Source organism: Streptomyces sp. NPDC030893 (assembly GCF_055571535.1).
On sequence record NZ_JBVIFC010000014.1, the window covers coordinates 112,852 to 137,860 of the forward strand.

General features: G+C 70.7%; 26 protein-coding genes, 3 pseudogenes and 1 riboswitch. Of the genes and pseudogenes, 21 read left to right on the top strand and 8 right to left on the bottom strand.

Annotated features, from left to right (window positions below; genetic code table 11):
* Positions 1-60: 60 nt before the first annotated feature.
* On the bottom strand, positions 61-246 hold the full coding sequence (locus tag ACZ434_RS24695; protein WP_468459359.1) for an antitoxin: 186 nt from the start codon (positions 244-246) through the stop codon (positions 61-63).
* Positions 247-408: 162 nt separating this feature from the next.
* Between ACZ434_RS24695 and ACZ434_RS24700 the strand changes: the two genes are divergently transcribed.
* Positions 409-1,188: an HNH endonuclease family protein gene (locus tag ACZ434_RS24700; RefSeq protein ID WP_468459361.1), complete on the top strand. Its 780-nt coding sequence runs from the start codon at positions 409-411 to the stop codon at positions 1,186-1,188.
* Positions 1,189-1,254: 66 nt separating this feature from the next.
* Positions 1,255-1,998: an N-acetyltransferase gene (locus ACZ434_RS24705; RefSeq protein WP_468459363.1), complete on the top strand. Its 744-nt coding sequence runs from the start codon at positions 1,255-1,257 to the stop codon at positions 1,996-1,998.
* An 18-nt stretch (positions 1,999-2,016) separates the two neighbouring features.
* Here ACZ434_RS24705 and ACZ434_RS24710 read toward each other — a convergent pair whose 3' ends face one another.
* On the bottom strand, positions 2,017-2,496 hold the full coding sequence (locus ACZ434_RS24710) for a hypothetical protein (protein WP_468459365.1): 480 nt from the start codon (positions 2,494-2,496) through the stop codon (positions 2,017-2,019).
* A gap of 203 nt (positions 2,497-2,699) precedes the next feature.
* Here ACZ434_RS24710 and ACZ434_RS24715 point away from each other — a divergent pair.
* The 8 genes and pseudogenes from ACZ434_RS24715 (at position 2,700) to ACZ434_RS24750 (ending at position 9,735) form a co-directional block, all read left to right on the top strand.
* A pseudogene (locus ACZ434_RS24715) lies at positions 2,700-4,794 on the top strand (N-6 DNA methylase).
* A gap of 106 nt (positions 4,795-4,900) precedes the next feature.
* The gene (locus ACZ434_RS24720; protein WP_468459367.1) at positions 4,901-5,524 is read left to right on the top strand and encodes a hypothetical protein; all 624 of its coding nucleotides are present in this window, start codon (positions 4,901-4,903) and stop codon (positions 5,522-5,524) included.
* A 38-nt stretch (positions 5,525-5,562) separates the two neighbouring features.
* Positions 5,563-7,059 carry a protein kinase domain-containing protein gene (locus ACZ434_RS24725; RefSeq protein ID WP_468459543.1) on the top strand — a complete coding sequence of 499 codons (1,497 nt, stop codon included), beginning with the start codon at positions 5,563-5,565 and terminating at the stop codon, positions 7,057-7,059.
* Positions 7,060-7,350: 291 nt separating this feature from the next.
* Positions 7,351-7,659: a transposase gene (locus ACZ434_RS24730; RefSeq protein WP_468459369.1), complete on the top strand. Its 309-nt coding sequence runs from the start codon at positions 7,351-7,353 to the stop codon at positions 7,657-7,659.
* A pseudogene (locus tag ACZ434_RS24735) lies at positions 7,656-8,309 on the top strand (IS3 family transposase); the annotation flags it as partial. The gene ACZ434_RS24730 and the pseudogene ACZ434_RS24735, both read left to right, overlap by 4 nt.
* Positions 8,270-8,539 carry an integrase core domain-containing protein gene (locus ACZ434_RS24740; RefSeq protein ID WP_468459545.1) on the top strand — a complete coding sequence of 90 codons (270 nt, stop codon included), beginning with the start codon at positions 8,270-8,272 and terminating at the stop codon, positions 8,537-8,539. The pseudogene ACZ434_RS24735 and the gene ACZ434_RS24740, both read left to right, overlap by 40 nt.
* A gap of 45 nt (positions 8,540-8,584) precedes the next feature.
* Positions 8,585-8,920: a hypothetical protein gene (locus ACZ434_RS24745; protein ID WP_468459547.1), complete on the top strand. Its 336-nt coding sequence runs from the start codon at positions 8,585-8,587 to the stop codon at positions 8,918-8,920.
* Positions 8,921-8,961: 41 nt separating this feature from the next.
* Positions 8,962-9,735, top strand: coding sequence for a tetratricopeptide repeat protein (locus ACZ434_RS24750; RefSeq protein WP_468459371.1), 774 nt, complete (start codon positions 8,962-8,964; stop codon positions 9,733-9,735).
* Positions 9,736-10,256: 521 nt separating this feature from the next.
* Here the strand turns inward: ACZ434_RS24750 and ACZ434_RS24755 are convergent.
* The 3 genes from ACZ434_RS24755 to ACZ434_RS24765 form a co-directional block, all read right to left on the bottom strand.
* Positions 10,257-10,385, bottom strand: coding sequence for a hypothetical protein (locus ACZ434_RS24755; RefSeq protein ID WP_468459373.1), 129 nt, complete (start codon positions 10,383-10,385; stop codon positions 10,257-10,259).
* 350 nt (positions 10,386-10,735) lie between these two features.
* A complete protein-coding gene (locus ACZ434_RS24760; RefSeq protein WP_468459375.1) occupies positions 10,736-10,951 on the bottom strand; it encodes a DUF397 domain-containing protein in 216 nt (71 codons plus the stop codon).
* Between the two features lie 8 nt (positions 10,952-10,959).
* Positions 10,960-11,796 (bottom strand): helix-turn-helix domain-containing protein, encoded by an 837-nt coding sequence (locus tag ACZ434_RS24765; RefSeq protein WP_468459377.1) that lies wholly within the window; start codon positions 11,794-11,796, stop codon positions 10,960-10,962.
* 276 nt (positions 11,797-12,072) lie between these two features.
* On the opposite strand from ACZ434_RS24765, the pseudogene ACZ434_RS24770 reads away from it, so the two are divergent.
* Positions 12,073-12,267: pseudogene (locus ACZ434_RS24770) on the top strand (ATP-binding protein); the annotation flags it as partial.
* Between the two features lie 152 nt (positions 12,268-12,419).
* On the opposite strand, the gene ACZ434_RS24775 reads toward ACZ434_RS24770, so the two are convergent.
* From ACZ434_RS24775 to ACZ434_RS24785, 3 genes are read right to left on the bottom strand one after another with little or no spacing between them, the layout of a single operon-like run.
* Positions 12,420-12,653 carry a helix-turn-helix domain-containing protein gene (locus ACZ434_RS24775; RefSeq protein WP_468459379.1) on the bottom strand — a complete coding sequence of 78 codons (234 nt, stop codon included), beginning with the start codon at positions 12,651-12,653 and terminating at the stop codon, positions 12,420-12,422.
* 20 nt (positions 12,654-12,673) lie between these two features.
* The gene (locus ACZ434_RS24780) at positions 12,674-13,096 is read right to left on the bottom strand and encodes a PIN domain-containing protein (RefSeq protein WP_468459381.1); all 423 of its coding nucleotides are present in this window, start codon (positions 13,094-13,096) and stop codon (positions 12,674-12,676) included.
* Positions 13,093-13,293 carry a hypothetical protein gene (locus tag ACZ434_RS24785; RefSeq protein WP_468459384.1) on the bottom strand — a complete coding sequence of 67 codons (201 nt, stop codon included), beginning with the start codon at positions 13,291-13,293 and terminating at the stop codon, positions 13,093-13,095. Before ACZ434_RS24785 ends, ACZ434_RS24780 begins: the two co-directional genes overlap by 4 nt.
* Positions 13,294-13,699: 406 nt before the next feature.
* Between ACZ434_RS24785 and ACZ434_RS24790 the strand changes: the two genes are divergently transcribed.
* From ACZ434_RS24790 to ACZ434_RS24835, 10 genes are all read left to right on the top strand, one after another.
* Positions 13,700-14,350 (top strand): SurA N-terminal domain-containing protein, encoded by a 651-nt coding sequence (locus tag ACZ434_RS24790; RefSeq protein WP_468459386.1) that lies wholly within the window; start codon positions 13,700-13,702, stop codon positions 14,348-14,350.
* A 32-nt stretch (positions 14,351-14,382) separates the two neighbouring features.
* On the top strand, positions 14,383-15,372 hold the full coding sequence (locus ACZ434_RS24795; protein ID WP_468459388.1) for a nucleoside triphosphate pyrophosphohydrolase: 990 nt from the start codon (positions 14,383-14,385) through the stop codon (positions 15,370-15,372).
* A 237-nt stretch (positions 15,373-15,609) separates the two neighbouring features.
* Positions 15,610-16,893, top strand: coding sequence for a cytochrome P450 family protein (locus ACZ434_RS24800; protein WP_468459390.1), 1,284 nt, complete (start codon positions 15,610-15,612; stop codon positions 16,891-16,893).
* 262 nt (positions 16,894-17,155) lie between these two features.
* Positions 17,156-18,103: a transglycosylase family protein gene (locus ACZ434_RS24805; RefSeq protein ID WP_468459392.1), complete on the top strand. Its 948-nt coding sequence runs from the start codon at positions 17,156-17,158 to the stop codon at positions 18,101-18,103.
* A gap of 205 nt (positions 18,104-18,308) precedes the next feature.
* Positions 18,309-18,478: riboswitch (cyclic di-AMP (ydaO/yuaA leader) on the top strand.
* Positions 18,479-18,481: 3 nt separating this feature from the next.
* Positions 18,482-19,204: a transglycosylase family protein gene (locus ACZ434_RS24810; protein WP_468459394.1), complete on the top strand. Its 723-nt coding sequence runs from the start codon at positions 18,482-18,484 to the stop codon at positions 19,202-19,204.
* 332 nt (positions 19,205-19,536) lie between these two features.
* Entirely contained in the window at positions 19,537-20,823 is a 1,287-nt protein-coding gene (gene eno, locus ACZ434_RS24815; protein WP_468459549.1) for a phosphopyruvate hydratase, read from the top strand.
* A gap of 98 nt (positions 20,824-20,921) precedes the next feature.
* Positions 20,922-21,398 carry an FtsB family cell division protein gene (locus tag ACZ434_RS24820; protein ID WP_468459396.1) on the top strand — a complete coding sequence of 159 codons (477 nt, stop codon included), beginning with the start codon at positions 20,922-20,924 and terminating at the stop codon, positions 21,396-21,398.
* Between the two features lie 28 nt (positions 21,399-21,426).
* Positions 21,427-21,960 (top strand): DUF501 domain-containing protein, encoded by a 534-nt coding sequence (locus ACZ434_RS24825; protein WP_468459398.1) that lies wholly within the window; start codon positions 21,427-21,429, stop codon positions 21,958-21,960.
* The gene (locus ACZ434_RS24830) at positions 21,957-22,898 is read left to right on the top strand and encodes a Ppx/GppA phosphatase family protein (RefSeq protein ID WP_468459400.1); all 942 of its coding nucleotides are present in this window, start codon (positions 21,957-21,959) and stop codon (positions 22,896-22,898) included. The genes ACZ434_RS24825 and ACZ434_RS24830 overlap by 4 nt, the downstream gene beginning before the upstream one ends.
* 455 nt (positions 22,899-23,353) lie before the next feature.
* Entirely contained in the window at positions 23,354-24,742 is a 1,389-nt protein-coding gene (locus ACZ434_RS24835; RefSeq protein WP_468459402.1) for an NAD(P)/FAD-dependent oxidoreductase, read from the top strand.
* Positions 24,743-25,009 lie beyond the last annotated feature (267 nt).

The window sequence follows — 25,009 nt, forward strand, 5'->3', positions numbered from 1 at the left end:
CGGCAGCCGGCCGTCCACGGCGCGGATCGCCGTGGACGGCCCTGACGGGTGCGCGAGGCCCTACGGCCGGTCGGGACGGTCGCGGTCCATGCCGAACCGGCGTTCGGCCTGCTGCTGTCCGGTGTCGATCTGCTGTTCGTACTTGCCGCCGGTCCTCTCGTTCAGCTTCTTCTCCGCGGCGTCCGAGGCCTTGTGGGCCTTCTCGCGCGCGGCCTTGTTGCTCTTGAACTTGTCGAGGATGCCCATGCGAGGCTCCTTCCGGAGAGTGACTCCGTACCGACGATACGCGCGCCGTGCGAGGAATGCCCGAAGAGCCGGGTTTGGTCTGGACCTCTCGCTCGTTACGGTGACATCCGGCGTCGGTCGCCCGTGCCGGGGCAGGGATCAGGAGAGCGAGGGAGGGCCGCGGTGACGCAACACAAGGGGTGGGGCAGGAGAATCCGGCACGCGGGACCGGCGGTGATCGCCTCGGTGGCGCTCCTGGCCGGCTGCGGCGGACCGGGGGGCGAGGATTCCCCGGCCGGCGGGGGGAGCGGTGAGCCCGCGTCCGGCGGGCACGGCGTCAGCCCGCTGGACAACCCGGACGGCACCGAACCGGGCCTCGCGCCCGTGACCGGCGACGAGGACCGCGCCGAGGCCGTCTCCCTCATCGAGAAGGTGACCACGAAGGGCCGCGGCCCCAAGACGGGGTACGACCGCGAGGAGTTCGGCTACGCCTGGATGGACACGGCCGACGGGGTGCCGTTCGCGAGGAACGGCTGCGACACGCGCAACGATCTGCTGAAGCTCCACGGCCGGGACGTCCGGTTCCGGTCCGGCTCGGACTGCGTGGTCGTCTCGATGAACCTGTACGACCCGTACACCGGCAAGGACATCGCCTGGAAGAAGGCGGAGGCGGCCGAGGTGCAGATCGACCATGTGGTCCCGCTGTCCTACGGCTGGCAGATGGGCGCCGCCCGGTGGACGGAGAGCAAGCGCGAGCAGCTCGCGAACGACACGCTCAACCTGCTTCCGGTGGAGGGCCGGGCCAACTCGGCCAAGTCCGACTCCGGCCCCGCGTCCTGGCTGCCGCCGCACAAGGAGGTCCGCTGCGCATACGCGGTGCGGTTCGCGCAGGTCGCCCTCAGGTACGAGATGCCGGTGACGGCGGCCGACAAGGCGACGATGCTGAAGCAGTGCGGCGGCTGACCGGCACGGGCGCCGGCCCGCGGAAACCCGGTTTCCCGTGCGCGGGCGCCTGTCTAGGGTGGCGCCATGGACGTCAAGATCTCGAACCTCGCCGACCGCCCCGCCATGGCCCGGCCCGTGGGCGACATGGCGGACTCGTGGCCGCGGTTCGTGATCGAGGACCTCATGGGCACCGTGTATTTCCCGCGCATCGCCGCGGAGCTGCCGGAGTACGTGCTGTTCGCCGAGGACGACCGGGGCGAGGTCGTCGCCACCGCCCACAGCGTGCCGTTCGCCCTCGGCGCCCCCGGCCGGGGCGAACTGCCCGCGCGTGGCTGGGACGAGGTCCTCAGGTGGGCGTTCGCGGACCTGCGGCGCGGAGTGCGTCCCGACACCGTCAGCGCGATCTCGGTCTCCGTCGCCCCGCACGCCCAGGGCCGCGGACTGTCCGCGCTGATGATCTCCGCGATGCGGGACAACGCCCGCCACCGGGGCTTTTGCGAGGTCGTGGCCCCCGTCCGCCCCAGCGCCAAGCACCTGGAACCGCGCACCCCCATCGAGGAGTACGTCCGCCGGGTGCGCCCCGACGGCCTGCCGCGGGACCCGTGGCTGCGCGTCCACGCCCGGGCCGGCGCCACGATCGCGTCCGTGGCACCGGCCTCCATGACCGTGTCCGCCGCGCTGGAGGACTGGCGCCGCTGGACGGGCCTGCCCTTCGACACCGAGGGCGCCGTCGAGGTGCCCGGCGCCCTGGTGCCGGTGCACTGCGAGGCGCGGCACGGGTACGCGGTGTACGTCGAGCCGAACGTCTGGATGCGGCACGCGCTGTGAGCGGGCGCTGGGCGCCGGTCAGAACTTGCCGTTGCCGAGCAGCTCGCCCTCGGCGTCGTAGACGGTGACGAGGCCGTTGTCGCTCTGCTTCCAGTCGGCGAACGCGGAGGCGATGAGCTTGGCGGGGCCCGTGCCCTCGCCCATGATGCCGCCGGTGAAGTCGGTGTAGACGTCGGCGGCGTCGAGGATGTCGTTCTGCTCTTCGGCGCCCTGCACCTTGGTGACGTGGGAGACGGCTTCCTTCTCCTGCGGCGTGCCGTTCTTCTCCACGAACGCCTTGAACTGCTCGGCCTGGGAGGCCTTCTCGGCGCCCTTGTCGTCGGCGGACTTCGCGTCGCCCTTGCCGTCCGACTTCTCCCCGCCCGACTGCTGCTGCGCCGACGCGGACGATCCGGTGCCGGTGGATCCGTCCTCCGAGTCGCCCGAGTTCGCCGAGACGGCGCCGATGACGACGATGCCCACGACGGCACCCAGCACGATCTTCGTCTTCATGCCCATGACTGTGTCCCCTCCCAACGGCGGCGCCCGCCACCTTTCGGCGGTCGCTCTGTTCGCGGGGTCAATGACAGCAGATACTGTGAACCGAGTCAACGCGGTTCACTTGAAGTGGGTAGTGCACGGCCGTGAAGCGTTCGCGCCGACGCATGCCGGTAGGATCTTCATCACATACGAACAGAGGGAAGCGGGGGCGGATGCCGGGGATGCAGGACAACGCGACAGAAGTGACCGCCGCCGGAATCGCACGGCTGGCCGGCGTGGGGCGCGCGGCCGTCAGCAACTGGCGCCGGCGCCACGCCGACTTCCCCAAACCGGTCGGCGGCACCGAGACCAGCCCCTCCTTCGCCCTCGCCGAGGTCGAGGACTGGCTGCGCAGGCACCGCAAACTCGCCGAGGTCCCGCTCAGGGAGCGGGTCTGGCAGCAACTCGCCGGCCACCCCGCGGGACCGGTCACCGCCCTCATTCACGCCGGCTGCGGGCTGCTGCTGATCCACGAGCGCTCCCCGGTCTGGCTGGACGTGAGCTCCGGCTCCGACGAGCGGCTCGCCGCCCTGCTGCCCACAGCACTGGAACAGGTGCTCACCACCGGGCCCGCTCCCGGCGAACCGGACGGCTCACGTGTGAACTCCCCGGGCGCTGTGAACCCCCCCGGCCCCCGTGCACACCCTCGTCGAACCCCCGACCGGCCCTCAGCTGCTCCCCTCCGTCCCCCTCCTGCGCGGCGCCGCCGAACTCGCCGCCGAACTCGGCGCCCGGCAGACCTTCGAATTCCTGCTCGGCCGGCACCTCGACGCCAACCCGCGCCAGTACACGCTCACCCCCGCCGACCTCGCCCGCCTCATGGCGGCCCTCGCCGGCACCCCCCGCACCGTCCTCGACCCCGCCTGCGGCACCGGCGCCCTGCTCCGCGCCGTCACCCCCCGCCCCGACCAGCGGCTCCACGCCCAGGACAGCAGCCCCGAACTCGCCGCCCTCACCGCGCTCCGCCTCGCCCTGCACACCCGCGCCCGTGTGCACACCGCCGCCGGCGACGCCCTGCGCGCCGACGCCCACCCGGACCTGCGGGCCGACGCCGTCCTGTGCCACCCGCCGTTCAACGAACGCAACTGGGGCCACGACGAACTCGCCTACGACCCGCGCTGGGAGTACGGCTTCCCGGCCCGCACCGAGTCCGAACTCGCCTGGGTGCAGCACGCGCTCGCCCGGCTCCGCGACGGCGGCACCGCCGTGCTGCTGATGCCGCCCGCCGCCGCGTCCCGCCGCTCCGGACGCCGGATCAGGGCCGACCTGCTGCGCCGGGGCGCGCTGCGCGCCGTCGTCGCCCTGCCGACCGGCGCGGCACCCCCGTACAACATCCCGCTCCACCTGTGGGTGCTGCGCCGGCCCGAACAGGCGCCCGCACAGCCGGAGGTCCTGCTCGCCGACGCCGGACGGTTCGCCGCCGAGGGCCGCGGCGGACCGGACTGGCCGGGCGTGCGGGAGACGGTCCTGGACGCCTGGCGCGCCTTCGACCGGGCCGGCCGACTCGACGAACGGCCCGGACTGGCCCGCTCCGTACCGGTCATCGAACTCCTCGACGACGACGTCGACCTCGCCCCGGCCCGCCATCTGCCGCCCCCGGCCGCCGCGGACGGCGCCGGCCGGCTCACCGGCGTACGCGACCGGCTCGGCGAGACGCTGCGGCTGACCGCCGACCTGACCCCGCCGCCCGTGGACCCCGCGCCCCCCGCCGCGTCCGGCCGCCTGCCGCTGACCACCGTCGGCGAACTGGCCCGCGGCGGCGCCCTGGAGCTGCGCACCGGCGGACACGGCGGCCACGCGCGCCTGCCCGTGCTCACCGACCACGACGTCCTCGCCGGGACCGCCCCCTCCGGCACCCTCCCGGAGAGCGAGGAGGAAGCGGTGCTCACCGCCCCGGGCGACGTCGTCGTCCCCGTGCTCGGCGGAGGGGCCGTCGCACGGGTCGTCGACGAGGCGACCGCAGGGGCCGCCCTCGGCCGCAACCTCGTGCTGCTGCGCCCCGATCCCGCCGCGCTCGACCCGTGGTTCCTCGCCGGGTTCCTGCGCGGCACCGCCAACAACCGCCAGGCCAGCAGCTACGCGTCCACCGCCACCCGGCTCGACGTGCGCCGGCTGCAACTGCCCCGGCTGCCACCGGCCGAACAGCGGCGCTACGGCGCCCGGTTCCGCGACCTCGACGCGTTCGAACGGGCGCTCAGACAGGCCGGCCGGCTCGGCGAACAGCTCGTGCGCGGGATGTACGACGGCCTGACCGACGGGACGATCGTCCCCGACTGAAGGCTCCGGGACGGCAACGGTTCGGTACATCCCGGACCGGTTGTCGCCGCGGACCTATACGCTCGGACTTCGAGTCCCCATCGGCTACACCTGTGCAGGAGCAGTCATGTACGGCCACGGCGCGGCGCCGCCCCCACCCAGCGGCGCATCGGTCATCACGCAGCGCGTGCTGTACGCCGCCGCCGGCATCCTCTGCTGCGGCCTGCTGGCCTGCGTACCGCTGTTCCGTGTCGCCTTCCTGCGGAGACGCACGCTCGACTGGGCGGTGGCCTGGGTGAGCATCCCGCTGTCCATCGCCTGCGCGGCGGTGGCCGGTGCGCTGCCGGAGTCGGACTCCCGCGCCGACGTCGCCGTGTTCGCGATGCTGCTGCTCGGCGCGGCCGCCACCGCGTACTACCTGATCGTGGACATCCGCCTCCACCACCCGCGCCACGGCGGCGCCCACCCGGCCCAGCCGTCGCCGCACGCGACCACGATGCACGCCCCGGGCCCCCACGCCCCCTACGCCTTCCCGCAGCAGGCCTCGCCCTACGCGCCCACCCCCGTACCGCAGCCGCAGCCCCCGCACACGCCGGTGCCACCCACCCCCGTACCGCCGCAGGCGCAGTCGCAGCCGCCGCAGCGCCCCGCGCCGGCCCGGATCGACCAGGTGCGTGCCGAGCTCGACGAACTCAGTGACTACCTGCGCCGGCAGGACGGGCAGCAGGACACCAGCGAAGGCGGAAGGTGAGCGTGACGACGGGACGTGTCGTCGCCGGCCGCTACGAACTGTCCACGCTCATCGGACAGGGCGGCATGGGACAGGTCTGGACGGCCTACGACAAACGGCTGGACCGGCGTGTCGCGGTGAAGCTGCTGCGCCCGGACAAGGTGGCCGGCCAGGAGGCCGACGAACTGCGCCGCCGCTTCGTGCGCGAGTGCCGGGTGACCGCCCAGGTCGACCACCCCGGCCTGGTCACCGTGCACGACGCGGGCAGCGAGGGCGAGGAACTGTTCCTCGTCATGCAGTACGTCGACGGCGCCGACCTCGGCGACCACCTCGCCGAACACGACCCCTACCCGTGGCAGTGGACGGTCGCGGTGGCCGCGCAGCTGTGCGCCGTCCTGAGCGCCGTGCACGCCGTGCCGATCGTCCACCGCGACCTCAAGCCGCGCAACGTGATGGTGAAGCAGGACGGCACCGTCACCGTGCTCGACCTCGGTGTCGCCTCCGTGATGGACGCCGACACCACCCGCCTCACCCACACCGGCACCCCCATCGGCTCGCCCGCCTACATGGCCCCCGAGCAGGCGATGGGCGGCGCGGTCGGCCCGTACACCGACCTGTACGCGCTCGGTGTGCTCATGCACGAACTGCTCAGCGGCGACGTGCCGTTCTCCGGCTCGACGGCGCTCGGCGTGCTCCACCGGCACCTGTACGAACCGCCGGTGCCCGTGCGCCGGATACGGCCGGAGGTCCCCGAAGGCCTGGAGACGCTGGTGCTGCGGCTGCTCGCCAAGGACCCGCAGCACCGCCCGGACTCCGCGCAGGAGGTCTACGAGCACCTGGCGCTGCTGCTCCCCGCGCGGGGCACGCCCACCGGTGCGCCCCTGGACCCCACCCGCCCCTTCCTGCGCCCGCACGCCCCCTGGCCGGACCGCGCCCGCACCCCCGCACCCCAGCCGGCCCCCGCCACCCCGTCCGCGCCCACGGGCGAGAAGGCCGACGTCGCCGCCGCCGTGGACGAGGTGAAGCGGCTGCTCGGCGAGGGCCGCATCACCCAGGCCGTCGACATCCTCGGCTCGATCCTGCCCGTCGCCGCCGACCAGCACGGCGAGCACTCCCCGGTCGTACGCACCCTGCGCAAGCAGTACGCGGCCACCCTCCTGGACGACGGCCAGTACCGGCGCGCCCTGCCCGAACTGCGCCGCCTCGCCGACGAACGCGCCGCCGAGGCCGGCCAGGCCGACCCGCAGTCCCTGCGCTACCGCTACGAGGCCGCCCAGTGCCTGGAGCAGCTCGGCGAACCGGCGGCGGCGCTCGCCGAGTACCGGACACTGCTGCCGTACTACGAGAACCACTACGTGGCCGGCGGCAACACGCAACTCGCCCATGACGTCCGCCGCCGTATCGGTCACCTCCTGCTCGCTCTCGGCGACCGCGTCGCCGCGCACGAGGTTCTGGTCCGGCTGCTGCACGACGTGGAGCGCTCCCAGGGACCGGCCCACCCGCTCGCCGCCGACATCCGCCGGACACTGCAGTGGCTCGGCCAGGTACGCGGATGACCGCACCGGCCACCGACCGGTCAATGGCCGGCCACCCCGCAAGGCCCCGACGGCCACGTGCCTTCCGGCAGTGCGGGCCCTTCCCCGGTGCTTCGAGACTCACCACCCAGCCGAACCTCTTCGCCGCGCTCTTGACGGCTATGCCAGGCAGTGCGTTCTGCTCCGCCCACGCGCACCGGTTGGCGCTCACCGTGCCGCTGAAGACCTGTCGGGTCTGCTGACGGGCTGGAGTGACCCCCGAGATTCCGACACCTGGACGCTGGATGTTTCGTCATCCAGGGGAAGTGATCCATGGTGGCAAAGCGGAAGAACTACCCCCAAGAGTTCAAGCGGGATGCAGTGGATCTGGTGCGTTCCTCGAAGGACCGCACGCTCACCGACATCGCACGAAGCCTGGGCATCCATCTGGAGACGCTGCGGAACTGGGTCCGCGAGGACAGGGCCCGCACCCAGGACGCGGACGGCGGGGGTGATGCCGGTATGACTCCCGATGAGAAAGAAGAGCTCAGGCGTCTGCGGCGGGAGAATACCCGGCTCAAGGAGGACAACGAGATCCTCCGGAAGGCCGCCGCCTACTTCGCGCGGGAGACGACACGGTGATCCGCTTCCGTTTCGTCGACGAACACCGGAACGCCCACGGCGTGAAGCGGATGTGCGACGTCCTGGGCTGGGACCGGTCCGGCTACTGCACCTGGCACCAGAACAAGGAGACCCGAGAGGAGAAAGCCGACGCCGGAGAGGAGCTGGCGCACCGCATCCGCGAGATCCATACCGATTCCAGGGGCGCCTACGGTGCTCTGCGGATCACCCGCGAACTGCGCCGTCGCGGGCACGTCGTGAACCGCAAACGGGTCGCGCGGATCATGCGGGAAAGACAGATCGCAGGGATCACACGACGAAAGTCGCGGTCCCTGACGAGACAGGACCGCTCGGCTGCACCCGCGCCGGATCTCGTCCTGCGTGACTTCACGGCGCCGATGCCGGGACTGAAACTTGTCGGGGACATCACCTGCATGCCGACCGCCGAGGGATGGCTCTATCCGGCGACGGTGATCGACCTGTGCACGCGTGAGGTCGTGGGCTGGTCGATGGCTGACCACATGAGGGCTCAGCTCGTGGAGGATGCCATCCGAATGGCCCACGTCGGCGGGCACACGGCCGGCAACGCGATCTTTCATTCGGACCGCGGGTCGCGGTATACATCCCGTCAATTCCGGGCCGCACTTGCGGAGTTGGACATCAGGCAGAGGTCGGCCGAACAGGGTCGTGTTTCGACAATGCCGCAGCGGAGAGTTTCTTCGCCATCCTCAAGGCCGAGATCGGAACGACGGTCTGGGAGACAAGGACCCTGGCCCGGCAGGACGTTTTCCGATGGATCGCGGAACATTGCAACCGGGAGCGGCTCCACTCGACCATCGGCTACATCACGCCGTATGAGGCGAGAACCCGCTACCGGCAGCGGCTCGGCCTCGCGGCATAAAACGGAAGTGTCGGCACTCAAGGGGTCACTTCAGGCGGTAAGTTCATCCTATCCGGTTGGTCCATGCGCAAGACCAAGGCATTCGAGAAGGTCAACGTGGCCGATGTCGCGGCCAAGCGGACGGAAATGGGAATGCCCATCCGGAAGCATAATATGGACCTCGGGGAACCGGGTCGATATTTCAATTCTCATGCAGAGAAGCAGGCGGAGATCGTGAATCCCGGCGGACTCCATAAGGTGTCCCGGGAGATGTGTGATGACTGCGTCGACTTCTTCTCCAGGATTGCGAACCATGACAAGCAAGTGAAACGGGTGGCCGATCCGAATGGCCTCAATAATCTTGATGGGCGAAGAGAGGTGTTGCCGTACGGGGGTGACTGACAGCCTCTTGCGGCAGGGGTGGCAGGCGGTACCATGCTTGAGTGGCAGACGAACTCTCTGGTATCGCGGCAATCGCGCTGGATCTTCTGGACTCTGCGCAGGATGGAAATCCAACTGCTGCTGATCGGCTCGCCGAGATTCTTCCGCAGCTCAGGGCGGCGGCAGGGTTGGGCGAAGTGGATGCGCAGGATGTACTCGGAGGGGTTCTCCTTGAATTCGAGGAGAACCCCTCCGATGCTGCTTTCTGGTTTAAGGAGGCCGCTGACCGAGGCAGTGCCACGGGAAAGCGAAGCCTGGGGCACCTCTATGCAAACGGGCTGGGAGTCCCGCAGGATCTCGCGGAGGCTGAACGGTTGTTCAAAGAAGCTGCCGACCAGGGGGACGCCTACGCGCAGTTCAATCTGGCGCAGCTGTGGTGGGGGAAGCGTGACCCTCATATGGTCGCCGAGCTGCTGCGGTCGGCGGGGGAGGGAAGCGTCGACGACGCCTATGTCGTCCTTGGCGACTTGCTTGCGGCCATGGACCAGGATGCCGAGGCGCTGCGCTGTTATCTGAAGGCCGCTGAGTCCGGCCATGACGGGGCGATGTATGTTGCTGCCTGCTGGTACCGGGACGGCACTGCCGGACGCCCGGACAAGGTCGAGGCCTTGAAGTGGTTTTTCAAGGTGATCAAAGCTGGAAATGCCGACGGGCTGCACGAGGCAATCACCGTAGCGTGCGGCATGAGCGACCAGGAGATCCGCAGTGCCGGGAACCTGGCGGGCTGCCGCGGGGAAGCCGAGGCGATGGTGGGGACGGTACAGAAGTACCGCTGACGCGCGGCCGTCCCTCGGCGGCCGGGGCTGCTGAGCCTGGCCGGCCGATGCAGCCGTCCGCGGCATGTCCGACAGCTTTGACGCCGCGTGGGCGCGGCAACCCCCGTACACCAGGAAGACTTGGGAAGCTGAGGGGGATCGCGAAGCGGTATCCCCGCATGTTCGCCCAGTGGCAGTTGACTACCGCAGCGTCCTTGGGCTGGTGATCAGGATGGCAAGAGCCGTGTGAAGGGAGATCTTTACGCACGGTTCCGTGAGAGCCGGGGGGTGAAATTCCCTCCGGCTACTCGACTCTTCTCGCCCGCCGCGACCTGGCCGAGCACCGCCCCGGAACCGTGCGCGAGGGCGGCGACCAGGTGCGGGGCCGCGGAGCTGCCGCCGCGTGCGCCCCGGACCGTCTTGCCGTCAATGGCGATCACCCTGCGGCCCGCGACACGTGCGGTCCTGGTCAGGGCCCAGGCTCCCAGCACCGCATCGAGACGGTCCACGTCGAGGCGGGCGAACAGGCGCCGCAGCGTTGATTAGTCCACCCCGTCCCGCTCCAGGCCCAGCCATTCCAGCGCGACACGTCCCGCGTCCCGGGCCCACTCCCCGATCGCGGTGAACCCCCGGGCTCCGGGCACCACCGCCACCGCGGTCAGAGCACCCACCGGGCGCCGGACACCACGCCGACGGCGCGGATCAGGTATCCCGGCAAGCAGTTGGACGAGAAGCTCATGATCCGGGGCAGGCGTGCGAACAGGCGCAGGGATGAGGGACGACGGCATGGCGCGGGTGATCCCCTGGTCGGACGGTAAGGCGTAGGAACCTCCATCCAACCGGACCGGACCATGCCCGCGTACCTCTTCCGCCCCGCAAATTCCCACGTCACAGGGCTGCAGAACGACTTTGCCGGGACCTTGAGGTGGCCGTGGACGTGACACTCAGGCATGCCCGGGAGCATCTTCTGTCTCGCGGATGCCCTTCCGTTGGCGTGCGATGGCGATCAGAGTCGGACTGATCAGTCGTGGAATTCAGGGAGGTCGGGCCCCGTCGAGTGGTCCTCGCCCTTGAGGGCTTGGACGAAGCCGCTGAAGGCGCGGGCCGGGAAGGTGAGGGTGGCCCTGGACGGGGCCTTTGAGTCGCGGATGGCTATGTGGGTGGGGGAGTTCGCGATCTCGACGCACTCGTTGCCGTCGCCCGGGCCCGAGTAGGACGACTTCCGCCAGGTGTCCATGGGGTTCCTCACAACTCCTTCGCCAGCCTGTGGACGAATTCACGCGACTGTTCGGGTTCAAGTGACGCGGCCTCCACCTTACGGAAACTCGTTCGGTAGGTGTTGAGCTGAGCCTCGGAGTCGATGAAGGCCGAGCCGTGCAGCGCGTCGCGGACCACGGTGTCAAGCCTGGGCAGGGAGCCGCCCACGTACGTCATCGTGCCTGAGGCGCTGGCGAAGTCGTCCAGATCGAAGGGGATGACGCGCACGGTGATGTGGTCCGCTTCGGATAGTTCGAGGAGTCGGGTGAGCTGGGCCCTTGAGGTGGCACGGTCGCTGACTCTGATCCGGAGAGCCGCCTCATGGATCACCGCTTCGTACGGGATGGTGAACTCCTGGCGTGCCCTTCGGTGCTGGATGCGCAACTCGATTTCCTCAGCGGTCAGTTCCGGCAGCCTGGATGAGAAGACGGCACGCGCGTAGTGCTCCGTCTGCAGCAGGCCTGGCACGTACAGAACCGCCACGTGACGCAGGAACCGGGCGTGGTGCTCCAACTCGGACAAGTCCAGGAAAGACGTAGGGAGGAGGCCCCGGTACTCCTCCCACCAGCCGCGCGTCCGATCGGTGGCCATCGCCGCCAGGGCGCCGATGAACTTCTCGTCGGTGCAGGCGTAGTGGGAGGCGAGGCGGCGGATTCGCTGCTCGCTCACGCCTGCGAGTGCGGACTCGATATGGGTGATCTGGGCGGGGCTCACACCGAGCAGTCCGGCTGCCTGGAGGGAGTTGAGGCCCGCGGTCTCACGGAGTCTGCGCAATTCGGTTGCCAGCCGCACCTGGCGTGCCGTTGGTTCGCGCCTCTTCACCATTGCCCGGCTCCCTGACGTGCTTGTAGACGCGACTCGTTCGGCGTCAGATTACGCGACCGGCTTGCCGCGTCCCTAGATTTAGATCTACCGTCGGTGACGCGACGCACACGTTGCGGCATCCCGGGGTTCCGGAAGTGCACCGCTCCGTCCTGCCATGACGGTTGCGGCGATGCCACCGCCCGCACACCGCTGCAGAGCCCAACCCCTGACCCGACGACAGGAGCTGACCCGTCCGAAACCGGCACCACAGCCGACCCCTGGGAGTACTGCCTCTACATCCCCAACGACCCCCGCGCCGTCACGATCAGCCGCCGGACCCTCCGCCTGATCCTCACCATGCACGGCCTGATCCGTCTCGTCGATACCGCCGAACTACTCGCGACCGAGTTGGTCGCCAACGCCGTACAGCACACCAAGGGATCCGCCGCGCTGCGGGTGCGGTGGGCGGCGGGGGTGTTGCGGATCGGAGCGCCCACGGTGTCGCAGAGGGAGAGCCGGGCCGGAGAGAGTCGCGCGGCCCGGCAGGAGGCAGCGCCGGAGGCTGGGCCGGTTGGGACGGATGCGCGGATGACCTGAACGAACCGGAGGGAAGCCCCGGTCCCGGTGCACGAGTACGCCGGATATCAGGTGTCGAAGTCTGCACGCAGCGAGAGAGTTCCGCCGAGGGCGGCGACATAGGCAGCGAGGGTGTCCAGCTGGGGGTTGTTGGCGCCGCTTTCGAGGCGAGCCACGCGGGCCTGGCTGACTCCGAGGCGGGTGGCCAGGGCGCGTTGGCTCAGGCCGTGGGCTTCGCGGAGCTGCCGGAGGAAACGGGCGACGTCTTCGGGGCCGGTACGCAGTTGGGTCTTGGCATGCATGAGAGTGCCTCTCCGGGGCCTCAGTCCACCGAACCGCGGGGAGCGATCCAACAGTGCGGCTGTCCGGTGACCTTGGTGATCGCTTCGAAGTCCGCGTCGTAGTGGAGGAGGACCAGGCCGGAGAGTTCCGCAGTTGCTGCGACCATCAGATCCACTGCTCCCGGGCCATGGTGTTGTCCCGAGGTGACCAGGAGTTCTTGGACCTGGCGGGCGCGCAGGAGGGTGCGTTCCGGAGCGGTGGTCCAGCCGAAGGCATCGTGGAGATAGCGATCGAGGAGAGCACGCTCTTCGCGACCTCCGGCAGCCCGCACCAGCTCAAGTTCGGTCACCTCGCATACGTTGACGCGTCCGGCGTCGAGCACCTGGGCCCATTCCCGCTCCACGCTCGGCAGGCGGAACAGGCGATTGCAGGCACTCGTGTCGATGAGAAAGGCCTCGCTCACGCTGACGGCGCCTCACCGAACGCTCCGCCTTCGTGGGCGAGTTCGCTGAGCCGACGCCGGGCGGCCCGGCGTTGGTAGATGGCCCCGGCCGCGATCTCGACGGCCCGGGCAAGGGTCTCGCTGTCGTCCTCGGTGTCCAGGAGCCGCTTCATCTCGATGAGACGGTCGTCGTCGATCTCGACGGTGATTGTGGCCATGGAGTCCTCCCGATGCGGTTCTGTGCACCGTCACGATAACAAATGAGTTATTTCTGTGCGGGCAGTCGAGTGCCCCATGCCATCCTCACCCCCAAGGCGCCGCAAGGGGACAAGGCCAAGCCATCGGGCGGCACAAGCGGTCCGGCCGGGAAGTCAGCCGCACGTTCCTCGGCGCGTCCGTCGCCCTTTGCCCCGGGGATCCCCGTGGTCTCCTTCCCAACAGCGCCGCCGGAGCGCCCGGCCTTGCCCGGGACGACGGCGAAGCCGGGGCGCCGATGCCCGTGGCGGTGCCCGAAGTCGCCGTGAATCGTTGGTCGAATGGGTTGGCCAGAGCTTGGCCGATGCCTACCATCGATCATCGCAAGACTTTGTGCACCGCCGCACAAGCTCTCCTCAGGAGGTCTCCTTGCACCGCCGCCGTCGCACCGCGCTCCTCCTCACCGCCGCGATCGCCGCGGCGGCACCCCTGCTCACCGCCTGCGGGAACGACGCGCACCCCGGTGCCGCGGCCGTGGTCGGCGGGGAGCGGATCACCGTGTCGCAGCTGGAGAACAGGGTCGGCGAGGTCCGCGCGGCCCAGCGGGCGGCCGTACCGGACGAGGCGCAGTACCAGCAGGCCATCGCGCGCACCGGGAGCCTGACCCGCGACACCTTGCACGGCATGGTCCTGGACCGGGTGCTGGAGCGTGCCGCGCAGGACGCCGGGGTGACGGTCTCCGACCGGGAGATCCAGCAGATGCGGTCCGGTCTGGAGCAGCAGGCGGGCGGCGCGGAGGCGCTGGAGGCCGCCTGGCTCCAGCAGTACGGCATCCCGCCGCAGCGCCTCCAGGAGAACCTCCGCCTCCAGCTCCAGGCCCAGAAGCTCGCCGAGCGGCTCGGTACCGACACCAGCCGGCCGGAGTTCTGGCAGGCGCTGTCCGAGGCGGGCGAGAAGCTCGACGTCGACCTCAACCCGCGCTACGGCGACTGGGACGTGCGCAAGAGCAGCCGGGTGGACGCGAAGACTCCGTGGGTGCGGGACGTGACGGCGGCGTCGGGGGCTCCGCGGGCCCTCTGACGAGGGTGTGTTGCCTGGGTTAGTTTCGGATCGTGAACGCAACCAGCCCCGCACCGACCCCCGCCGACGACCCCGGCCGTGTCGTCCTGCTCACCACCAGCCACCGCGTCGCGCCCGGCCTGCTGTCCTGGCCGGCCTGGCAGCTCCTGCACGCTGCCGACAGGGTGCTGTGCGCGGACGGCGCCCATCCGCAGCTGCCGTATCTGCGGGAGGCGGGCATATCCGTCGAGGAGGCCTCGCCGACGGCGCAGGAGGTGGTCGACGCCTGCGCCGGCGGGCGGTCGGTGGTCGTCGTGGCGACGGGGGAGGGCGAGCCCGCGCTGACCGACGGGCTGGCACGGCTGGCCGGGACCGGCAGGGTGCGGATGCCCGAGCTGGAGCTGCTGCCTGCCTCCTACGACCTCCCGGGCGCCCGGCTGCTCGACCTGGTGCAGGTGATGGACCGCATCAGGGCCCAGTGCCCGTGGTCCTCCCAGCAGACCCACGAGGGCCTGGCGAAGTACGGCATCGAGGAGGCGTACGAGCTCGTCGAGGCCATCGAGGAGGGGGACCGGGCGGAGCTGCGCGAGGAGCTGGGGGACGTGCTGCTCCAGGTCGTCTTCCACGCCCGGATCGCCGAGGAGCACCCCGAGGAGCCGTTCTCCGTCGACGACGTGGCGGGCGGCATCGTGGCCAAGCTGATCCACCGGCACCCGCATGTCTTCGGTGAGGAGACCGCGGACACGCCGGAGGACGTCAAGGCGCACTGGCTGCGGACGAAGGCGGAGGAGAAGCGCCGCAGTTCGGTGACGGAGGGGGTGCCGCTGGGCCAGCCGGGGCTGGCGCTGGCGGCGAAGCTGGCGTCGCGGGCGCGGGTGGCGGGGCTGGACGTGCCGTTGCCGGCGGGGGAGGGGGTCGGCTACGAGCTGCTGGCGCTGGCGGCGCGGGCGGAGGCGGCGGGCGTGGACCCGGAGGCGGCGCTGCGCGCGGCGGCGCGGGTGTACCGCGAGGCGATCCGCTCCGCGGAGGAGGGTGAGGGCTGAGGGGCGGAGGCCGCAGGGGGTCTCGCCCCCGCCGCCCCGGGGGCTCCGCCCCCGGACCCCCTTTGCGCAGTTCCCCGCGCCCCTCGAAGGGGCGCGGGGAACTGCGCGACGAGCCACGACGCACCGGCACGTGCCCGATGCCTCCAGCCACCCCAAGGGGCGCGGGGAACTGCGCGACAAGCCACGACGTACCCGCACCCGCCCGGTGCCCCAGCCACCCCCCGTTAGGGTCACCGCATGCACGATCAGCCCCCCGCCCCCGCCCCGCAGGGACCCCTTCCCGAGTTGTTCGGCTGGGAGTTCGCCGCCGATCCGTACCCCGCCTACGCCTGGCTGCGTGAGCACGAGCCCGTGCGCAGGACCCGGCTGCCCAGCGGAGTGGAGGCGTGGCTGGTCACGCGGTACGCCGACGCCCGGCAGACCCTCGCCGACAACCGGCTGTCCAAGAACCCCGCGCATCACGACGAACCCGCGCACGCCAAGGGCAAGACCGGCATCCCCGGCGAGCGGCAGGCGGACCTGATGACGCATCTGCTGAACATCGACCCGCCGGACCACACCCGGCTGCGGCGGCTGGTCAGCAAGGCGTTCACCCCGCGCCGGGTCGCCGAGTTCGCGCCCCGGGTGCAGGAGCTCACCGACGGGCTCATCGACAAATTCGCGGACAGCGGCTCCGCCGACCTCATCCACGAGTTCGCCTTCCCCCTCCCCATCTACGCGATCTGCGACCTGCTCGGCGTGCCGCGCGAGGACCAGGACGACTTCCGGGACTGGGCGGGCATGATGATCCGTCACGGCGGCGGCCCGCGCGGCGGTGTCGCCCGGTCCGTCAAGAAGATGCGGAGCTATCTCGCCGAGCTGATCCACCGCAAGCGCGAGGCGCTGCCCGCCGAGCCCGCGCCCGGCGAGGACCTCATCTCCGGTCTCATCCGGGCCTCCGACCACGGCGAGCACCTCACCGAGAACGAGGCCGCCGCCATGGCGTTCATCCTGCTGTTCGCCGGTTTCGAGACCACCGTGAACCTGATCGGCAACGGCACCTACGCCCTGCTCACCCACCCCGGGCAGCGCGAGCGGCTGCAGCGGGCCCTGGCCGCCGGGGACCACGGACTGCTGGCGACGGGCGTGGAGGAACTGCTGCGCTACGACGGACCCGTGGAGCTCGCCACCTGGCGGTTCGCCACCGAGCCGGTCACCATCGGCGGGCAGCGCATCGCCGCGGGCGACCCGGTTCTCGTCGTACTGGCCGCCGCGGACCGGGACCCGGACCGATTCGACGACCCGGACGTGCTCGATCTGGGCCGGCGGGACAACCAGCATCTGGGGTACGGCCACGGCATCCACTACTGCCTGGGCGCCCCGCTGGCGCGGCTGGAGGGCCGGACCGCGCTCGCCACCCTGCTGACCCGCCTTCCGGACCTGCGGCTCGCGGTGGACCCGGCCGAACTCCGGTGGCGCGGCGGGCTCATCATGCGGGGACTGCGCACCCTGCCGGTGGAGTTCACACCTCCCCAAAGGTGACGGACCGGCGGCGCCTCCGATGCCCCCGAGCGGGCGAACGCAAACATGACACGCGCTCAACTCTGTGATCTTCACGTGATCTGCGCGGCATGAACTTGTGACAAGTGATCGACTGCGGCTACGTTCACCCATCAAGTGCGGTGCCCAAGGCTTCACTCACCGCGCCCGTCATTGCTGTTCTGCGAAAGGTCTCCGCATGCTCTCCGGGAACGGTCGGCACCGTCGCCCCCGCCAGGCTCCGGCTCTCCTCGTTGCGGCCGGAGTGACCGGCTCCGCCATCGCCATCCCGCTCCTCGGGGCCGGCAGCGCCAGCGCGGCCGACGGCACGGCCTGGGACCGGGTCGCCGAGTGCGAGAGCGGCGGGTCCTGGAGCCAGAACACCGGCAACGGCTACTACGGCGGTCTTCAGCTGACCCAGGACGACTGGGAGAGCTACGGCGGTCTGGACTACGCGCCGAGCGCCGACCAGGCCAGTCGCGGCCAGCAGATAGCCGTGGCCGAGAAGATCCTCGCCGACCAGGGGGTCGGTGCCTGGCGGACCTGCGGACTGCTCGCGGGACTGGGCGGGAACGCGCCCGCGGCGGACGCCGGCGCGGGTACGCCCGGCTCGTCCGAAACGCCCGGCGATGCACCGGAATCCGGTGGTCCGCTCACCTCCTCCCCGTCGGCGACGGCCGGTCCGTCGTCCGGCGCGGGCGGCGAGACGAAGTCCCCCGAGGCCACGGACGGACCGACGGCCGGATCCGGCAGGACCGCCGGGCCGGACGCCGGCTCGGGCGACGGCGCGGACACCGGCCCCGGCGCCTCCCCTTCCCCCTCCGCCTCGGCGTCGGCCTCGGCCGACCCCAAGAGTGACGAGACGGACAAGGCGGGGCGGAACGGCGGCTCTTCGGCGGGCGCCGCCACGGAGGGCGCCGGGACCGGCCGTCACCGCGGCGCCAGCGCCGAGGAGGGCAAGGAGAAGGACCGGGAGTCCGACGCGTCCGGCCGGCACGCCTCGCGCGGCCTCGACGCCTGGGGCGGCGGGTCGTCCGGCGACTCCTACACCGTGCGCGAGGGGGACAACCTCTCGTCCATCGCCGACTCCCTTGCGTACGACGGCGGATGGCGTGCGCTGTACACGGTGAACGAGCAGCTCATCGGCGCCGACCCGGACTTCATCCTGCCGGGGCAGGAGCTCGAGGTCGAAGGCGGAACGGACCGGAAGTAACGCCCGAAAACGCCTGAACGTGGCGGCAGTTGGCGTCATGATTCGCGCTGAATGTCCGATTTAAAGACCATGAGATATAGGTCTCATAAGCCGTGATCGTCTTTGATATTCCGCGGATCACGTGTCTACGGTCGTGACCGCTCGCCACCGCGGGCCCCGGCTGCCGCCACGCCGAATCCTGCCAGTGGCAGCACGGGAACAGTCGTCGCGTCATGCGCCGTAGGCAGGAGCGGGGGACCCAAGGTAAGTGCCGTGTCCGGGCAGTTGACGCCGGATCCGGCTTGGGGTGAAGCCGCCTCCCGTGAGGGACGCGGCCGGGCAACTCAACCGGCCCGAACCCGACAGCTCACCTCGCAGGCGTCGGTGAGGGGATCCTCCATGCTGTTTTCCGGCAAGGGCAAGCACCGTCGTCCGTCCAAGGCCACCCGCGCCATCGCCGTCGCCGGTGTCGCGTCCGCCGCCGTCGCCGCCCCGCTGATGGCGGCCGGCAACGCCTCCGCCGCCACCGCCTCCGAGTGGGACGCCGTCGCCCAGTGCGAGTCGGGCGGCAACTGGTCCATCAACACCGGCAACGGTTACTACGGCGGTCTGCAGTTCTCCGCCTCCACCTGGGCCGGCTTCGGCGGCACCAAGTACGCCGCCACCGCCGACCGGGCCACCAAGGCCCAGCAGATCGAGATCGCCGAGAAGGTCCTGGCGGGCCAGGGCAAGGGTGCCTGGCCGGTCTGCGGCAAGGGCCTGTCCAACGCCGCCTACACCGGCTCCTCCTCGAACGGCTCGGGCTCCTCGCAGGGCACCGGCTCCACCGAGACCCGGGACAGCGAGCAGAAGGCCTCCCGTTCCGCCGAGCGCCCGGCCGCCCAGAAGCAGGCCGAGCCGAAGGCGGAGAAGAAGGCCGAGAAGAAGACCGTCACCACCCCGACCGGCAAGAAGGTCGAGAAGGGCGACGGCGAGTACGAGGTCGTCAAGGGCGACACGCTCAGCTCCATTGCCGCCGAGCACGACGTCAAGGGCGGCTGGGCCGAGCTCTTCGAGCTCAACGACGACATCGTCGAGGACGCCGACCTCATCTACCCGGGCCAGCAGCTGCACCTGAAGTAAGCAGCGGCAGGTCCCTCCCCGTCCCCACGGGCTCCCCGCCCCGGTGCGTTGTCCCCCGTACGCACCGGGGCGGGGCATTTTCACGCGCGCCCCGCGGTGCCCGCCCGCACGCCCCCGCGGCCATCCGCCCGGGCGCCTGTGCGGGCGCCTGTACGGGCTCTTTCCGGTCACCGTCCCCGGAACCGTTTTTGTTCCGTCCGGAAACAATCTACGCTCGGTTCTGTCCACGGGACGGTCGGCCGCCTGCCGATCGCCCCGGGCCGGTTAGGCTCGGTCCCGCAGGACCCGCCGTGGCCCTGCTCACTCGCGTCACATCCAAGAAGGAGATGCTCGTGCCGTCCATCGACGTCGTCGTAGCCCGGGAAATCCTGGACTCCCGAGGCAACCCCACGGTCGAGGTCGAGGTCGGCCTCGACGACGGCAGCACGGGTCGTGCCGCCGTCCCGTCCGGCGCCTCCACCGGCGCCTTCGAGGCCATCGAACTCCGTGACGGCGATGCCGGCCGTTACCTGGGCAAGGGCGTGGAGAAGGCCGTCCTGGCCGTCATCGAGCAGATCGGCCCGGAGCTCGTCGGGTACGACGCCACCGAGCAGCGTCTGATCGACCAGGCCATGTTCGACCTGGACGCCACCGACAACAAGGGCTCCCTCGGCGCCAACGCCATCCTCGGCGTCTCGCTCGCCGTCGCCCACGCCGCCTCCGAGGCGTCCGACCTGCCGCTCTTCCGCTACCTGGGCGGCCCCAACGCGCACCTGCTGCCGGTGCCGATGATGAACATCCTGAACGGCGGCTCGCACGCCGACTCCAACGTGGACATCCAGGAGTTCATGATCGCCCCGATCGGCGCGGAGTCCTTCTCCGAGGCCCTGCGCTGGGGCACCGAGGTCTACCACACCCTCAAGAAGGTCCTGAAGAGCAAGGGCCTGGCCACCGGCCTCGGCGACGAGGGCGGCTTCGCCCCGAACCTCGGCTCCAACCGCGAGGCCCTCGACCTCATCCTCGAGGCCATCAAGGAGGCCGGCTACACCCCCGGCGAGCAGATCGCCCTGGCGCTCGACGTCGCCGCGTCCGAGTTCTACAAGGACGGCGTCTACACCTTCGAGGGCAAGGAGCGCTCGGCGGCCGAGATGACCGAGTACTACGCCGAGCTCGTCGAGGCGTACCCGCTGGTCTCCATCGAGGACCCGCTGTTCGAGGACGACTGGGAGGGCTGGAAGACCATCACCGCCAAGCTCGGTGACAAGGTCCAGCTCGTCGGCGACGACCTGTTCGTCACCAACCCCGAGCGCCTGGCCCGCGGCATCGAGGAGAACGCCGCCAACGCCCTGCTGGTCAAGGTCAACCAGATCGGCTCGCTGACCGAGACCCTCGACGCCGTCGAGCTGGCCCAGCGCAACGGCTTCAAGTGCATGATGTCCCACCGCTCCGGCGAGACCGAGGACGTCACCATCGCCGACCTGGCCGTCGCCACCAACTGCGGCCAGATCAAGACCGGCGCCCCGGCCCGCTCCGAGCGCGTCGCCAAGTACAACCAGCTGCTGCGCATCGAGGAGATCCTCGACGACGCCGCGGTCTACGCCGGCCGCAGCGCCTTCCCGCGGTTCCGCTCCGAGGGCTGACGCCCTTTCGCAGGCAGCGTCGTACGTACGTCCCCGTACCCGGTCCCGTACCGTGTGCGGGGACGTACGCACGTATGAAGGCGAACCGGAGGCGGAACATGGCGGTCAAGGACCGGGACCGTTTCTCCACCGCGACCAGGATCCGGCTGATCGGTGAGCAGACCGCGGCCCGGGTCTACCGCTCGCAGACCAAACGCCAGGCCCGCCGCTCCCGGCTGACCGGACGGGCCGCGCTGCTCGCCCTGGTGGTCTGCTCCCTGATCGTGGCCCTCGCCTACCCCATGCGGCAGTACGTCTCCCAGCGGGCGGAGATCGCCGACCTCCAGCAGGAGCAGGACGAGGCCCGCCAGCGGGTCGAACGGCTGCGCGACATGAAGGCGCGCTGGCAGGACGACGCGTACGCCGAGCAGGAGATCCGCCGGCGGCTGCACTACGTCATGCCGGGCGAGACCGGTTACATCGTCATCGACCCGGGCACGGCGGAGAAGTCCCGCGCGGATCTCGCAGCCGCCGACCGCCCCTGGTACGCGAACGTCTGGGACGGCGTCGACAAGGCCGACGCCGCCGACCAGTGACCCTTACAGGAAGCCGCAGAAAGACAGTATGGAAACCCCTCCGCCCACGACCCCCCGCACCGAGCCCACCGACGCGGACGTCGAGGCATTCAAGCAGCAGCTCGGACGGCCCCCGCGCGGGCTGCGCGCCATCGCCCACCGCTGCCCCTGCGGACAGCCGGACGTCGTGGAGACCGCGCCGAGGCTGCCCGACGGCACCCCGTTCCCGACGCTGTACTACCTGACGTGCCCGAAGGCGAACTCGGCGATCGGCACGCTGGAGGCGAACGGCGTGATGAAGGAGATGACGGAGCGGCTGGCCACCGACCCGGTGCTGGCGGCCGCGTACCGCGCGGCGCACGAGGACTACATCCGGCGCCGCGACGAGATCGAGGAGCTGAGGAACTTCCCCAGCGCTGGCGGTATGCCCGACCGGGTGAAGTGCCTGCACGTCCTGGTCGCCCACTCGCTGGCCGCCGGCCCCGGGGTGAACCCGCTGGGCGACGAGGCGCTGGCGATGCTGCCGGAGTGGTGGCGCAAGGGCGCCTGCGTGACGCCGCCGGGCGAGGAGGAGGGCCGATGACCCGGGTCGCCGCCATCGACTGCGGGACGAACTCCATCCGGCTGCTGGTCGCCGACGCCGACCCGGTGACGGGTGAACTCACCGACCTGGACCGGCGGATGACGATCGTGCGGCTCGGCCAGGGCGTCGACCGCACGGGCCGGCTGGCGCCCGAGGCGCTGGAGCGGACGTTCGCCGCCTGCCGCGAGTACGCGGAGATCATCAAGGGGCACGGGGCCGAGCGGCTGCGGTTCGTCGCCACCTCCGCCTCCCGCGACGCCGAGAACCGCGAGGTGTTCGTGCGCGGGGTGCTGGACATCCTGGGCGTGGAGCCCGAGGTCATCACCGGCGACCAGGAGGCCGAGTTCTCCTTCACCGGCGCCACCCGGGAGCTGACCGGCCGGACCGATCTGCACCGCCCGTTCCTGGTCGTGGACATCGGCGGCGGCTCGACCGAGTTCGTCGTCGGCGACGACCACGTGCGCGCCGCCCGCTCGGTGGACGTGGGCTGCGTACGGATGACCGAGCGGCACCTGGTGCGCGACGGGGCCGTGACGGACCCGCCCACCGCGGAGCAGGTCGCGGCGATGCGCGCCGACATCGAGGCCGCCCTCGACCGGGCCGAGGAGACGGTGCCGCTGCGCGAGGCGCGCACCCTCGTCGGGCTGGCGGGCTCGGTCACGACGGTGTCCGCGATCGCCCAGGACCTCCCCGAGTACGACTCGGAGGCCATCCACCACTCTCGCGTCTCCCGTGCCCGGGTCCGCGAGATCAGCGAGTGGCTGCTGCGCTCCACCCACGCCGAACGCGCGGCCGTGCCGTCGATGCACCCCGGCCGGGTCGACGTGATCGGTGCCGGCGCCCTGGTCCTCCTCGCGATCATGGAGCGGATCGGCGCGGAGGAGGTCGTGGTGTCGGAGCACGACATCCTCGACGGCATCGCCTGGTCCGTGGCCTAGCTCTCCTTTGCTACTGGTGAGTAGCACTCCGCTGAGCAGTCGGGATAGCGTCTGAGCGGCTCCCCGGGGGCCCTTCCCGGCCCCTTGGGAGCCCTTCGGGGAGGGGGTCGCCGGGAATGTTCGTGAAGTTCTTCACAAGGAATTGGCCCCGGTAGAACGAAGAAGGGGGCCGTGTTGACCCATTCGAGCCCTCAACACCCCTTTGAACACGTTCAGAAGGTGGTACGGGGCACCCTGCGGACGACTGCCGCACGAGCCCGCCGACCGGCCTCACAACGACCCCCGAACGACAGAGAGGCAGCTCACGCGGCATTGACAACGCGCCACGAGGTGCTCCGGTTCCCGTTCCGCACTGTGATGTGGATCAAGAAGTGCGGGATGGTAACACAGGCCCTGTCGAAGCTTGTGAAGGGGCGCACGAGGTACCCCCCTGAGGCGGGTGGATACTCGATGGCATGAGCACCACGGAGCGTCCCAGGATCCTCGTAGTAGGCGGTGGGTACGTAGGCCTGTACGCAGCTCGGCGCATCCAGAAGAAGATGCGTTACGGCGAGGCGACCGTCACCGTCGTCGACCCGCGGTCGTACATGACCTACCAGCCCTTCCTGCCCGAAACCGCCGCCGGCAACATCTCCCCGCGACACGTCGTCGTCCCGCTGCGACGCGTGCTGCCCAAGGCGGAGGTCCTCACCGGCCGGGTCACCACCATCGACCAGGACCGCAAGGTCGCCACGATCGCGCCGCTGGTCGGCGAGGCGTACGAGCTGCCCTTCGACTACCTGGTGATCGCGCTCGGCGCGGTCTCCCGCACCTTCCCGATCCCCGGCCTCGCCGAGCAGGGCATCGGCATGAAGGGCGTCGAGGAGGCCATCGGCCTGCGCAACCACGTCCTCGAGCAGCTCGACAAGGCCGACTCCACCACGGACGAGGAGATCCGGCGCAAGGCGCTCACCTTCGTCTTCGTGGGCGGCGGCTTCGCCGGCGCGGAGACCATCGGTGAGGTCGAGGACATGGCCCGGGACGCGGCCAAGTACTACAAGACGGTGTCCCGCGAGGACATGCGCTTCATCCTGGTCGACGCCGCCGACAAGATCCTCCCCGAGGTGGGTCCCAAGCTCGGCAAGTACGGCAAGGAGCACCTCGAGAGCCGCGGCGTCGAGGTCTACCTGTCCACGTCGATGGACTCCTGCGTCGACGGCCACGTGGTGCTGAAGAACGGCCTCGAGGTCGACTCCAACACCATCGTGTGGACCGCGGGCGTCAAGCCCAACCCGGCACTGTCCCGCTTCGGCCTGCCGCTGGGCCCGCGCGGCCACGTCGACACCCAGCCGACCCTCCAGGTCACCGGCACCGACTACATCTGGGCCGCGGGCGACAACGCCCAGGTCCCGGACCTCGTGGGCCGCAAGGCCGGCAACGAGAACGCCTGGTGCCCGCCGAACGCCCAGCACGCGCTGCGCCAGGCCAAGGTCCTCGGCGACAACGTGGTCTCCGGCATGCGGGGCTTCCCGCAGAAGGAGTACAGCCACGCCAACAAGGGCGCGGTCGCGGGCCTCGGCCTGCACAAGGGCGTCGCGATGATCGTCGTCGGCAAGATGAAGATCAAGCTGAAGGGGCGTCTCGCCTGGTACATGCACCGCGCGTACCACGGCATGGCGATGCCGACCTTCAACCGCAAGATCCGCGTCTTCGCCGACTGGACCCTCGGCATGTTCCTCAAGCGCGAGGTCGTGTCGCTCGGTGCGATCGAGTCGCCGCGCGAGGAGTTCTACGAGGCCGCGAAGCCGGCGCCGGCGCCCGCGGCGGCGCAGGAGCCGAAGAAGACCGAGGCGAAGGCCTCCTGACCTCCGGTCACGAGGCCACCTGACCTCCGGTCACCGAACCCCCGAAGGGGCCGCCCGCCATCCGTGGTGCGGGCGGCCCCTCCGCCGTCCCGGCCCCCCGGGGGGCCTGCCCACCGACCCGCCCGCCCCGGTGGCTCGAGAGACACCCCGGGGCTCCGCCCCAGACCCCGGGGACCTGCCCACCCACCCGCCGGCCCGGTGGCTCGAGAGGCACCCCCCGGGGGGCTTGCCCACCCACCCGCCCGACCCGGTGGGTCGAAAGGCGAG